Source organism: Streptomyces sp. NPDC001858, from assembly GCF_053594615.1.
This window is the reverse complement of record NZ_JBSFEV010000035.1, coordinates 94,056-105,081: the sequence shown is the minus strand read 5'-3', so window position 1 is coordinate 105,081 and position 11,026 is coordinate 94,056. Positions and strand designations below refer to the sequence as shown.

Sequence of the window (11,026 nt, the reverse complement as noted above, 5' to 3'; positions counted from 1 at the left end):
GACTGCCTTCGACACCGAGGGGCGAGCGGTCGAGGTCTGCGACACGGTCATGGCGGCGGACGCGTACGTCCTGTCGTACCAGCTCCCGGCCACGTGACCTCATGAACGGCGGCGGCGATACAGCGCTATACGGTCGGTTCGCCCTCCACCTCTCCAGCAGGAGGTGTGAACATGTGGCCGATGTTGTTCCACATGAAGCCTTCTCGCCAGTCAGGCTTGTTGGCGGCCCAACCGAGAAGCGCTTGCAGGACCTTGTCTTGCGAGACAGTCTGCGTCTGGAAGTGCTCGGCCGCGACACCTTCGCGGTATTCCAGCTGGTAGGTGTTGTTGTCGCGGAACAGGACCTGGATGTACCAGTCTCCGACGCGGTCCTCGTCCTGCCGCTCAAGCACCATGTGCTCGTTGCCGCGTCGCAGGTTGGCGAGCATCGTCCCGATGGCCGGCTTCGAGGGGCGCTTCACCACGTGGCCCCGGCCGCTAGTCGCGATCAGCATGGGCAGATTCTGACGGACGGGTCTGACAGTGCGTGTGGACGCTTCTACGAACTCGTACACCCCAACACGCTTACTCGTATAGACGAGTGGGCAAGTTGTGTGGCAGGGTGATCGTCGTGAGCCCGGGAGATCGGGTTCGCAGGTCACATCTTGTATAGACGAGTAGATAGGAACGTCACTGTGCGCACCATCCGTGTTGAGACCTCCGCCGCAACCGTCCTCCTGACGGAAGCTCCCGAGCCGAAGGTCCGCGACCGTCAGACCGGCGAGATCGCCAAGGACGCCGTCAGCGGTGAGGCGCTGATGACCATCGGAGTCGTCTACATCGAGGACGGGGAGTCCTCGCTGATCAAGGTCACCGTTCCGGAAGGCGGTGTCTCCGAGGGGCTGAACCTCGGGGCTCCGGTCTCGCTGCCGGGGCTCATCGCCCGGCCGTGGGAGTCCGTATTCAACGGGCAGCAGCGCCACGGCATCGCCTACCGCGCCGCCGCCGTCACTCCGGCCGCCTTCCCTGCCTCCATGGGGGCCTCGGCCTGATGTCCGACCTGACAACGCTCCTGGAAGTGGGTGGTCCTGTCGCCGCGCTCGGTGGCGGGGCTGCCTACACCCGGGCCAACCACCCGGGCCTCTACTGGTCGGCGGTCGGCGGGCCGATATCCACCGTCCGGCTCCTCAGCTCGTACGCCTCGGTCATGGAAGCCTGCGGCCTGACCGTCGCCCCCTCCCGACTGCGAGTCCTCGCCGTCAAGGCCACCACCCGCCTTGAAGTCCGGCCGGTGCCTCCCCGTCGGGGCATCATCCGGCCCACGTCCACCGGCTTACGGCTCCGGCTCCGCCTCGCTCCGGGGCAGGAACCTGCCGACGTCGCCGCCTCGGCCGAACGGCTGCGGCACGCCTGGGGCGTTCACGCCGTGTACGTCACCACCGTCAAGCCCGGTGTCGTCGAACTACGGCTCGTCGGATTCGACGTCCTGCGCAAGGTGCGAATGCCTCGCAAGGTCGAGTGCGGCTTCCTCAAAGTGCCGGTCGCGCTGCGGGAGGACGCCATGCCCTTCGTACGCGACTACCGGGCTGTTCCCCACCAACTCACCCTCGGCGCGACGCTGTCGGGCAAGTCCATGTACCTCCGGCACCTGGTCGCCGGACTCGCCCGTCAGGACGTCGCTCTCGTCGGCGTCGACTGCAAGCGCGGGGTCGAGCTGGCCCCATTCGCCTCGCGACTCTCCGCGCTCGCCACCGACCCAGACGAAGCCGCCGAACTGCTACCCGTCCTGATCAAGGAGATGGAGGACCGATACGACCTGATCAAGGCCAGGCAAGGCATCGCCCCCGATCTCCCCGACGAAGAGATCACCTCCGACATCTGGGGTCTGCCTGAGAGCGAACGGCCCGTGCCCATCGTCCTGTTCGTCGACGAGGTGGCCGAGCTCTTCCTGACCGCCACCCGCAAGGACGAGGAACGGCGCGACGAGATGGTCACTCAGCTCATCCGGCTCGCCCAGCTCGGCCGAGCGGCCGGTATCTACCTGGAGGTGTGCGGGCAGCGCTTCGGTGCTGAGTTGGGCAAGGGCGCGACCATGCTCCGTGCCCAGTTGACCGGCCGTGTCTGCCATCGCGTCAATGACGAAGCCTCCGCGAAGATGGCCCTCGGCGACATCGCGCCGGAAGCCGTTCTCGCTGCCTGCGCCATCGCCCCTGAGCGTCCCGGCCTCGCCGTCGCGGGGGACACCTCCGGCGGCTGGTCCCGCATCCGCACCCCGTATCTCTCCCTCGGCGACGCCGCCGACGTCTGCCGGGAGACGGCCCACCTGGTACCCGAGCTGCCCGCGCTGAAGCCCTTCCGGCCCGACGTCCCCGTACGGCCCGTCGAGACCTCGGCCCCCGCAGTCCAGCCGCACCCCGTCACGGACTGACACCCCTCACCTCAACGGTCGGCGTGACCGCCTCGCGCCACGTCCCTACCTCTCCCATGCCTGATCCCGGAAGGAGCCACCATGCGCGCCCAACTGGCCCGCGTCGACGCGGTGCTCGTACAGGCGCTCATCGCCGCCGCGCTGTCCTTCGCCCACATTCACGACGTCGCCGTGGCGGCCGGACAGGACGGCTGGAAGGCCTGGGCCTATCCCGTCTCCGTCGACCTGCTGCTCGTCGCCGCCTGGCGTCGATTGCGCTCCGGCTCGGCCAAGGGCGCGGCTTGGTGCTGGTTCATGATCGCGCTCGCCGCGTCCCTCGGCGCGAACGTCGCCACGGCCGGCCTGCTCGACCTCGGCGACGTCCCGGCCTGGCTGCGCATCCTCGTCGCGGGCTGGCCCGCCGTCGCCTTCCTCGGCGGCACCCTCCTCGCCCACTCCGCCCCCAAGTTGACCGACGACGTCGAGCTAATCGAGGACCAGGAGGACGAACTCGAAACGGCCCCCGAGCCGCCTCCCCTGGCACCACCCGCCATCGAGGCCCCGCCGGACCGCCCGGCCGTCCCGGTCCCGGCCGCTCTCATCGACCACGCCCGCAAGGTCGCTGCCGAACACCACACCCGGACCGGCTCCCCCATGGACGTCACCACCCTGCGCGCCCGCCTCGGCGTCCCGGCGCCCATGGCCGAAGCCATCGCCGCACACCTCTGAGGGAGCTCTGATGACCGCCAACCGCCGCTTCCGCAACGTCACCCGTATCGGCCCGGTGCAGGTCGGCACCGCCTACGACCACCGCGGCCGAGAGAAGCACACCGCCGCCTGCACCGCCCCGCGCTGCAACTTCTCCGCCGACTACGACAGCCGCGCCGCCGCCGAGCTGGCCGCCCGCACCCACCGCTGCCCTGTCCGCTGAAAGGACCCTGTACCCCGTGACCGTCAGCCTTCCGCTCGTCGTCGTCCTCGGCTTCTTCGCCTGGGCGGCCGTCAAGTACCTCGGCGTCCGCATCTGGATCGTCGTCCTGATCACTCTCTTCGGCTTCTGGCTCTCGCGCACCTTCCTCGCCCCCGCCATCGAGTCCGGCACGCGCTCCGGCGTGACCGTCATAAACGGCCAACACATCTAGACGAGTAGACAGGAGATCACTGCCGTGTTCCTGCCCAAGTACCCGGACAACCCCACGCCGCCGCCCGCACACACCCACGCCCCGACCCACCCGGCCCCCGCCCCGGTCCGGCGCTCGCTCCCGTCGGTGTCCATCGATCAGAAGACCGTCGCGGCCGTCCTCGTCGGCGGAGTCGTCCTCACCGCGCTCCTGGCCGCCGTCGCCGTCACTGCCATCTCGGTCGCCGTCGCCGCCGTAGTCCTGCGCTCTCTGCTCCGCGACCACCACCGCCGCTGACCCTGCGGCCAGACCTCCGGGGCGGCGTGACACAGCCACGTACCCGCCGCCCCGGCGGCCCACCCCTCCCGAAGTGCCCGTCAGAAGGAGAACCGTCATCTTCGCCCGCGCCACCCCGCCCCCTCTCCCGGAACTCAGCAACCTCGCCGCAGGCGGCACCCTGCCCGGTATCCTCCGCCAGCTCTCCGGCCTCGGCGGCTGCACCCACCCGATCCGCCTCGACGGCCACCGCACCGAATACGACGTCGACACCGCCACCGGTGAAATCGGCCGCGTCCTCCACCACCTCGACTCGGGCGACCTCCCGGCCGGCGCACTCCTCGTCCGCTGCAACAACCGCCGCACGACCCGCTGCCCGGCCTGCTCCGAGGTCTACCGGCGCGACACCTTCCAACTGATCACCGCCGGACTGCGCGGCGGCAAGGGCACCCCCGAACACGTCGCCACCCACCCCCGCGTCTTCGCCACCTTCACCGCCCCCGGCTTCGGCCCGGTCCACAACCGCCGCACCGACGGACGCCCCTGCCGCTGCGGCACCCACCACGACCAGGAGGACGAAGCGCTCGGCACCCCGCTCAACCCGGACACCTACGACTACGAGGCCGCCGTCCTCTGGAACGCGCATGCCGGGCCCCTCTGGCGACGCTTCTCCATCTACCTGCGCCGAGAGGTCAGCAAGCGTGCGGGCCTGTCACAGCGTGAGCTCCGCGACCATGCACGCGTCTCGTTCGCCAAGGTCGCCGAATACCAGAAGCGCGGTGCGGTCCACTTTCACGCCGTCATCCGCATCGACGGCCCGACCGGCGGGGACACCCCGCCCCCGGCCTGGGCAACCGCCGAGCTGCTGACCGACGCCATCGGCGCTGCCGCGTCCAAGGTCCAGGTCGACGGCCCGACCATCGACGACCGCGCCCATGAGTTCGTCTTCGGCCGCCAACTCGACGTCCGCACTATCCGATCCGCCGACTTCAACGACGGCCAGGAGCTCACCGAACGCGCCGTCGCCGCCTACATCGCCAAGTACGCCACCAAGGGCGCGGAAACCGCCACAGGGGCTCTCGACCGGCCGCTGAAGTTCGTCGCCGAACTCGCCCAGCTCGACATCAGCGAGCACGCCCGCCGCCTGATCCGGACCGCCTGGACCCTCGGCGCACGCAAGGACCTCGAACACCTCCGCCTGCGCGCCTGGGCCCACATGCTCGGCTTCCGCGGCCACTTCTCCACCAAGTCCCGCCGCTACTCCACCACCCTCGGCGCACTCCGCGACGCGCGCGCCGAATGGCGACGAGCACAGGCAGCAGCGGTTACCGACGGCATCACCACCTCCGGAAATCCGGAGGTGACCACGACCCTCGTCCTCGCCCACTGGGTCTTTGCCGGAACCGGCCTCTCCGACGCCGAAGCCTGGCTCGCCGCGTCCATCGAACCCGCCCCTGGAACCGAAGGAGAACCCACCCGTGGCTAGCCGACGCCTCGCCCTGGCCGACGTGGCCACCGAACCGCGCACCCTGCCCTCGCGGTACCTGACCCCTGACGACCTGGTGGAGATGTTCGAGTTGCCCAGCGTCGAGACGGTCTACCAGTGGCGACGTAAGCGCACCGGGCCCCGTGGATTCCGCGTCGGCCGGCACCTGCGCTTCGACCCGGCCGACGTGCGGGCCTGGGTGGACTCCCGGCGTGAGGGAGCGGCTGCCTGATGGCCGGACACATCCAAGACCGCTGGTACAAGTCCGAGGTCGGCCCGGACGGCAAGGCCCGCAGAGTGAAGAGCGAACGCTATGGCTCGGGTGCGCGCTACCGCGCGCGGTACGTCGGTCCGGACGGTACGGAGAAGTCCAAGAGCTTCCCCGACAGACAGAAGCGGCTTGCTGATCAGTGGCTCGCGCACACCGAAGCGGACATGGCACGCGGGCAGTACATCGACCCGCGTGCCGCTCGGGTCACGTTCCAGCAGTACGCCGAGACGTGGGTATCCACCCAGGGAGCCGACCCGAACACCCAGGCTTCGATGGAGTCACAGCTTCGGCTGCACGCCTTCCCGTACTTGGGATCGCGCCCGCTCGGCTCCTTCCAGCCTGCGCACGTCCGTGACTGGGTGCGGCAGCTGAGCGAGAACGGCATCCGGGGCTCGTACGCCCGCACCATCTACTCCAACGTGCGTGCCGCCCTCAGTGCGGCCGTGGATGACGGGCACCTTCCCCGGAATCCGTGTGCGGCTCGATCGGTCCGGCCGCCGACCGTCGATGACAGGCGCGTCGCTCCCTGGACACCGGAACGGGTCTTCGCCGTCCGGGCCGGCATGCCCGAGCGGTTCCGGGCCATGGTCGACCTGGGTGGCGGCTGCGGCCTGCGGCAGGGCGAAATCCTCGGTGTGGCCGTCGACGCGATCGACTTCGAGTCGGACACGCTCCACGTGGTCCAGCAGCTCAAGCTGAGCCGAAGCAAGGCCGTCTTTGCCCCGCCCAAGGGTGGCAAGCTCCGGGACGTGCCGCTTCCCGGGCCGGTCGCTGATGCCCTGCGGGCCCACATGAAGCGGTTCCCACCGGTCGACATCACCTTGCCGTGGAAGGTGGCGGACGGGCCTCCGGTGACCAAGCGGCTGATCTTCACCGGGCCGCGCGGTGGTCACGTCTGGCGGACGTCCCTCAACGAGGAGGCGTGGAAGCGGGCGCTGGCCTCGGCTGGAGTGATCCCCGAGCGGAATCAGGGCCAGCCGTACGCCGAGTCCCGCGAGAACGGCATGCACGCGCTCCGCCACTTCTACGCCTCGGTGCTCCTGGACGCCGGAGAGAACATCAAAGCCCTGGCCGAGTACCTCGGCCACTCTGATCCCGGTCTAACGCTCCGGGTGTACGCGCACCTCATGCCGTCCAGCCAGGAACGGACACGGAAGGCAATTGAAAGTACCTACGGGAAGGGCGATCCACTCACGGATCAAAAGGAGAAAGCAGAACGCGTAACCAGGAAAGCGTAACCGAAAACCAAATCCCCTTCCCTTGCAAGGAAGGGGATTTTCTAACTGACGGAAAACAACATTCCGAATAGCAACGCGGCGCAGAGCCGCAGAATGCGGCACAGGACCGCAGGATGCGGCACAGGACCGCAGGATGCGGCACAGGACCGCAGGATGCGGCACAGGAGACTCCTGGAAAGATTGGAGAGACTTGAAAGTCTCCAAGAAATATTGGAGCGCTCTTGCTGTCCACGGCCGTGGACGCTTCGTCCATGCGAACGAACAACGCGGCATTTAGCTGCACGTTTGTCTGCCGCGCGATGACTGTGGGAAAGTTCCAGCGGCATGCGAATACCGCCCGGGCATGGGCGGCATTCGCCTCCTTTGCCACGCCCAAGAAATCACGTTGCGAAGTGAACCGAGCACAGCTGGAGGGCTTCATGGTCCCACGCGTCGGCGTGACCGTCGACATCCACCCCCGTGACTTGCCGCTCGCGCTCATCGGCACGGCCGGCGGTGCACTCGCCCTCTGGGCCGAGGCTCCCGCCGAGGTCGCCGTCCCCGTCGCGCTGCTGATCGTCCTCGACATCCGGGTCCGCCGCTGGCGTCGTCACACCTGACGGCCCAGGGACGGCCCAGCCCCACCAAAAAGCCCCCGGCCTGCCAAGAAACCGCAGGTCGGGGGCTTATCAGCGTCGCGTTACTTCTTCTTGCCCTGGTTCTTGACTGCCTCGATTGCGGCCGCTGCTGCGTCCGGGTCGAGGTAGGTGCCGCCTGGGGTGAGGGGGTTGAAGTCTGCGTCGAGTTCGTAGGACAGGGGGATGCCCGTCGGGATGTTCAGGCCCGCGATGTCGGCGTCGGAGATGCCGTCGAGGTGCTTGACCAGAGCGCGGAGCGAGTTGCCGTGGGCGGCGACCAGGACCGTGCGGCCGGACAGGAGGTCCGGGACGATGCCGTCGTACCAGTACGGGAGCATGCGGACGACGACGTCCTTCAGGCACTCCGTGCGGGGGCGGAGTTCCGGCGGGATGGTCGCGTAGCGGGGGTCGGCGGACTGGGAGAACTCCGAGTCGTCGGCCAGCGGCGGGGGCGGGGTGTCGTAGGAGCGGCGCCAGAGCATGAACTGCTCCTCGCCGAACTCCGCCAGGGTCTGGGCCTTGTCCTTGCCCTGGAGGGCGCCGTAGTGGCGCTCGTTCAGGCGCCAGGAGCGGTGGACCGGGATCCAGTGGCGGTCAGCGGCCTCCAGGGACAGCTGGGCCGTGCGGATCGCTCGCTTCTGGAGCGAGGTGTGGACCACGTCGGGCAGGAGGTCGGCATCCTTCAGGAGTTCGCCACCGCGGACCGCCTCCTTCTCGCCCTTCTCGTTGAGGTTGACGTCCACCCAGCCGGTGAACAGGTTCTTCGCGTTCCATTCGCTCTCGCCGTGGCGGAGGAGGATCAGCTTGTACGGTGCGTCGGCCATGAGTATGAGCGTAATCCACCGCTCCGATCCGTTGTGCGCCCCCTCGTACTGCGGACGCGCCCCCTCCCGATTGACCGGATCTGTTAATTGAGTGGCCCGGCTCTCCTCCCTCCTCGTAAGTTCTGGCTGCCGTCTGCGCCACTTACATTCTCGGGGGATCCGCCATGCCTGCCGCTGTCGCCGTCCTCAGACGTGCCGTCCGTGAGAGCGTCTCCGGGCTGCCCCGGGAGTTCTGGTGGCTGTGGACCAGCACGCTCGTCAACCGGCTCGGCGGGTTCGTCGCCACCTTCATGGCGCTGTACCTGACCCTCGACCGCGGGTACTCCGCCTCCTACGCCGGGCTCGTCGCCTCGCTGCACGGGCTGGGCGGGGTCGTCTCGTCGCTGGGCGGCGGGGTCATGGCGGACCGGCTGGGGCGGCGGCCGACGCTGCTCGTCGCGCAGACCTCCACCGCCGCGGCCGTCGCGCTGCTCGGGTTCGTGGAGCATCCGGTCGCCATCGCCGGCGTCGCCTTCCTGGTCGGGATGGCCTCCAACGCGTCCCGGCCGGCCGTGCAGGCGATGATGGCCGACATCGTGCGGCCCGAGGACCGGGTCCGCGCCTTCTCGCTCAACTACTGGGCCATCAACCTCGGGTTCGCCGTCTCCTCCATGGCCGCCGGGTTCATCGCCGAGGTCAGCTACCGGGCCGGGTTCCTCCTCGAGGCCGGGATGACGTTCGCGTGCGCGGTCGTCGTCTTCCTCAAGCTGCCCGAGTCCCGGCCCGTGCGGGCGGACAAGGCCGTGGCGGAGGACTCCGTGGGGCTCGGGACCGTGCTGCGCGACAGGCGGTTCATGGGCGTCGTCGGACTGTCCTTCCTCGTCGCGCTCGTCTTCCAGCAGGGTTCCGTGGGGCTGCCCGTGGCGATGGGCGCGGCCGGGTTCACGCCGGCCGACTACGGCGTGGCTATCGCCGTCAACGGTGTGCTGATCGTCGCGTTGCAGATCCCCGTCACCCGGTTCATCGAGCATCGGGATCCGCGACGGCTGCTGGTCGTCTCGTCGGTCCTCGCGGGGTACGGGTTCGGGCTCACCGCGTTCGCCGGGTCGGTCGGGGTCTTCGCGCTGACCGTCTGCGTGTGGACGCTCGCCGAGATCGTCAACGCGCCGACCCAGACCGGGCTCGTCGTCCGCCTCTCCCCCGCGCACGGCCGCGGCCGCTACCAGGGCATGTACACGCTCTCCTGGGCGGCCGCCGCTCTCATCGCCCCGGTGATGTCCGGCTTCGTCATCGACCACTTCGGCGCGGAGTGGCTGTGGGCGCTGTGCGCGGTCGTCGGGACGGCGGCGGGGATCGGGTACGGGGTGCTGATGCGGCGCCTGCCGGGCGAGGAGTCCGGCGAGGACGGTGGCTTCCGCGGCGAGGACGATGACTTCCGCGGCGGCGACGGTCGTTCGGCCGGGGTCAAGTCCTCGGTAGGGGCCGGCTGACCCCCTGCCGCTCCCTCACGGGTGCATCCGTGCGCCCTTCAGCACCTTGTCCACCGCGTTCCTCGGGCCGTACACCGCCAGGCCGACCAGGTCCAGTTCCGGCGTGCGCACCGCCCGTACCGCCGCGCGGTTGTCGCGGTCGTTGCCGGTGGCGAAGAGGTCGCCGGTGAACACCGCGCGCGGGAGGGAACGGGAGAGCACGCGCGCGTGGGCCGCGGTCAGCGTCTCCTTGGTGCCCTCGAAGACGAGTACCGGCTGGCGGAACATCGGGAGGTAGCCGACGGCGTCCGCGTCCTCGTAGGGCTCCCCGATCACCTCGGGGACGGTCGTGCCGAGGCCGCTGACCAGGAACGCGGTGACGTTCAGGCGCTGCCAGGTCTCCAGGTCCTCGCGCAGCAGGACGGCGATCTTCGTGTCGAAGCGCAAGGGGTCGGTGCTTGTGCTCGTGCTCGTGCTCGTGCTCATGACGTGAGACTGCCGTTCGTTCCGCGGTCCCGTCTTGTACGTTCTTTGCATGGCAGTCCGGCAGGAAGTCTCCGCCTGGCGTCCGGCCGTCCGGGGCGTCGCCGAGGTCTTCCACGCCTACTTCACCGGGTACGCGTACCCGATGCACGTCCATGAGGCGTGGACGCTGCTCATCGTCGACGACGGCGCCGTACGGTACGACCTCGACCGGCACGAGCACGGGACGCCGCACGACACGGTGACCCTGTTGCCGCCGCATGTACCGCACAACGGCTCGCCGGCCACCGCGCAGGGCTTCCGCAAGCGGGTCCTGTACCTCGACTCCGGGGTGCTCGACGAGGAACTGATCGGGGCCGCCGTCGACGCGCCCGACCTGCGCGATCCCGTGCTGCGGCGGCGGGTCGGGCAGTTGCACTCCGCGCTCGCCCGGCCCGGCGACGAGTTGGAGGCCGGCAGCCGGCTGACGCTGATCGGCGAGCGGCTGCGGGATCACTTGTCCTCCCCTGCGCGCTCCCCTCTGCGGGCCCGGCGGCGCCCCGATCCCGCGCTCGCGCGCCGGCTGCGTGAGCTGCTGGACGAACGCGTCGTCCAGGGCCTCGCGTTGGAGGAGGCGGCCGCACTGGTGCAGGCCCATCCGGCCCATCTCGTACGGGCGTTCAGCGCCGCGTACGGGATCGCGCCGCACCAGTACCTCACCGCCCGCCGCGTCGATCGCGCCCGTCGGCTGCTGCTCGACGGAACGCCGCCGGGCGCCGTCGCGGTGGCGGCCGGGTTCTACGACCAGGCTCATCTCACCCGGCATTTCCGGAAGTTGGTGGGGGTCACGCCGGGACGGTACGGAGATCGACGGAAGGCCTCCGTCCGGTGATCGAC

At 69.5% G+C, this 11,026-nt stretch carries 15 protein-coding genes and 1 pseudogene; 13 read left to right on the top strand and 3 right to left on the bottom strand.

What is annotated here, in order from left to right; genetic code table 11:
- Positions 1-97 (top strand): annotated as a pseudogene (locus tag ACWCPF_RS35530) (GntR family transcriptional regulator); the annotation flags it as partial.
- A gap of 28 nt (positions 98-125) precedes the next feature.
- Here ACWCPF_RS35530 and ACWCPF_RS35525 read toward each other — a convergent pair.
- Positions 126-494, bottom strand: coding sequence for a hypothetical protein (locus tag ACWCPF_RS35525; protein WP_451049227.1), 369 nt, complete (start codon positions 492-494; stop codon positions 126-128).
- Positions 495-674: 180 nt separating this feature from the next.
- Between ACWCPF_RS35525 and ACWCPF_RS35520 the strand changes: the two genes are divergently transcribed.
- From ACWCPF_RS35520 to ACWCPF_RS35475, 10 genes are all read left to right on the top strand, one after another.
- Complete coding sequence (locus ACWCPF_RS35520) at positions 675-1,031, top strand: SCO3933 family regulatory protein (protein WP_189917847.1); 357 nt, start codon at positions 675-677, stop codon at positions 1,029-1,031.
- On the top strand, positions 1,031-2,407 hold the full coding sequence (locus tag ACWCPF_RS35515) for an FtsK/SpoIIIE domain-containing protein (RefSeq protein ID WP_451049226.1): 1,377 nt from the start codon (positions 1,031-1,033) through the stop codon (positions 2,405-2,407). The genes ACWCPF_RS35520 and ACWCPF_RS35515 overlap by 1 nt, the downstream gene beginning before the upstream one ends.
- An 81-nt stretch (positions 2,408-2,488) precedes the next feature.
- Complete coding sequence (locus ACWCPF_RS35510; RefSeq protein WP_451049225.1) at positions 2,489-3,115, top strand: DUF2637 domain-containing protein; 627 nt, start codon at positions 2,489-2,491, stop codon at positions 3,113-3,115.
- Positions 3,116-3,125: 10 nt separating this feature from the next.
- Positions 3,126-3,317 (top strand): mobile element transfer protein, encoded by a 192-nt coding sequence (locus ACWCPF_RS35505; RefSeq protein ID WP_010985414.1) that lies wholly within the window; start codon positions 3,126-3,128, stop codon positions 3,315-3,317.
- Between the two features lie 16 nt (positions 3,318-3,333).
- On the top strand, positions 3,334-3,528 hold the full coding sequence (locus ACWCPF_RS35500; RefSeq protein ID WP_359071371.1) for a hypothetical protein: 195 nt from the start codon (positions 3,334-3,336) through the stop codon (positions 3,526-3,528).
- 24 nt (positions 3,529-3,552) lie between these two features.
- A complete protein-coding gene (locus ACWCPF_RS35495; RefSeq protein WP_451049224.1) occupies positions 3,553-3,804 on the top strand; it encodes a SpdD protein in 252 nt (83 codons plus the stop codon).
- 160 nt (positions 3,805-3,964) lie between these two features.
- Complete coding sequence (locus ACWCPF_RS35490) at positions 3,965-5,269, top strand: replication initiator (protein WP_451049231.1); 1,305 nt, start codon at positions 3,965-3,967, stop codon at positions 5,267-5,269.
- On the top strand, positions 5,262-5,501 hold the full coding sequence (locus ACWCPF_RS35485; protein ID WP_010985410.1) for a helix-turn-helix transcriptional regulator: 240 nt from the start codon (positions 5,262-5,264) through the stop codon (positions 5,499-5,501). Before ACWCPF_RS35490 ends, ACWCPF_RS35485 begins: the two co-directional genes overlap by 8 nt.
- A complete protein-coding gene (locus tag ACWCPF_RS35480) occupies positions 5,501-6,778 on the top strand; it encodes a tyrosine-type recombinase/integrase (protein WP_451049223.1) in 1,278 nt (425 codons plus the stop codon). Before ACWCPF_RS35485 ends, ACWCPF_RS35480 begins: the two co-directional genes overlap by 1 nt.
- A gap of 392 nt (positions 6,779-7,170) precedes the next feature.
- Positions 7,171-7,377 (top strand): hypothetical protein, encoded by a 207-nt coding sequence (locus ACWCPF_RS35475; RefSeq protein ID WP_451049222.1) that lies wholly within the window; start codon positions 7,171-7,173, stop codon positions 7,375-7,377.
- Positions 7,378-7,457: 80 nt separating this feature from the next.
- On the opposite strand, the gene ACWCPF_RS35470 is transcribed toward ACWCPF_RS35475, so the two are convergent.
- The gene (locus ACWCPF_RS35470) at positions 7,458-8,219 is read right to left on the bottom strand and encodes a phosphoglyceromutase (protein ID WP_451049221.1); all 762 of its coding nucleotides are present in this window, start codon (positions 8,217-8,219) and stop codon (positions 7,458-7,460) included.
- A 164-nt stretch (positions 8,220-8,383) separates the two neighbouring features.
- On the opposite strand from ACWCPF_RS35470, the gene ACWCPF_RS35465 reads away from it, so the two are divergent.
- Entirely contained in the window at positions 8,384-9,688 is a 1,305-nt protein-coding gene (locus ACWCPF_RS35465; protein WP_451049220.1) for an MDR family MFS transporter, read from the top strand.
- Positions 9,689-9,703: 15 nt separating this feature from the next.
- Here the strand turns inward: ACWCPF_RS35465 and ACWCPF_RS35460 are convergent, their stop codons facing one another.
- Entirely contained in the window at positions 9,704-10,153 is a 450-nt protein-coding gene (locus tag ACWCPF_RS35460) for a DUF2000 family protein (protein ID WP_451049219.1), read from the bottom strand.
- A gap of 49 nt (positions 10,154-10,202) precedes the next feature.
- Between ACWCPF_RS35460 and ACWCPF_RS35455 the strand changes: the two genes are divergently transcribed.
- Complete coding sequence (locus tag ACWCPF_RS35455) at positions 10,203-11,021, top strand: AraC family transcriptional regulator (RefSeq protein WP_451049218.1); 819 nt, start codon at positions 10,203-10,205, stop codon at positions 11,019-11,021.
- The last annotated feature ends 5 nt before the right edge of the window (positions 11,022-11,026 follow it).

Excerpts from the sequence above, each read along its gene's own strand:
- ACWCPF_RS35480 (WP_451049223.1), top strand. The coding sequence starts at position 5,501 with ATGGCCGGACACATCCAAGACCGCTGGTACAAGTCCGAGGTCGGCCCG.
- ACWCPF_RS35515 (WP_451049226.1), top strand. The coding sequence starts at position 1,031 with ATGTCCGACCTGACAACGCTCCTGGAAGTGGGTGGTCCTGTCGCCGCG.
- ACWCPF_RS35465 (WP_451049220.1), top strand. The coding sequence starts at position 8,384 with ATGCCTGCCGCTGTCGCCGTCCTCAGACGTGCCGTCCGTGAGAGCGTC.
- ACWCPF_RS35525 (WP_451049227.1), bottom strand. The coding sequence starts at position 494 with ATGCTGATCGCGACTAGCGGCCGGGGCCACGTGGTGAAGCGCCCCTCG.
- ACWCPF_RS35455 (WP_451049218.1), top strand. The coding sequence starts at position 10,203 with ATGGCAGTCCGGCAGGAAGTCTCCGCCTGGCGTCCGGCCGTCCGGGGC.
- ACWCPF_RS35510 (WP_451049225.1), top strand. The coding sequence starts at position 2,489 with ATGCGCGCCCAACTGGCCCGCGTCGACGCGGTGCTCGTACAGGCGCTC.
- ACWCPF_RS35460 (WP_451049219.1), bottom strand. The coding sequence starts at position 10,153 with ATGAGCACGAGCACGAGCACGAGCACAAGCACCGACCCCTTGCGCTTC.
- ACWCPF_RS35505 (WP_010985414.1), top strand. The coding sequence starts at position 3,126 with ATGACCGCCAACCGCCGCTTCCGCAACGTCACCCGTATCGGCCCGGTG.
- ACWCPF_RS35470 (WP_451049221.1), bottom strand. The coding sequence starts at position 8,219 with ATGGCCGACGCACCGTACAAGCTGATCCTCCTCCGCCACGGCGAGAGC.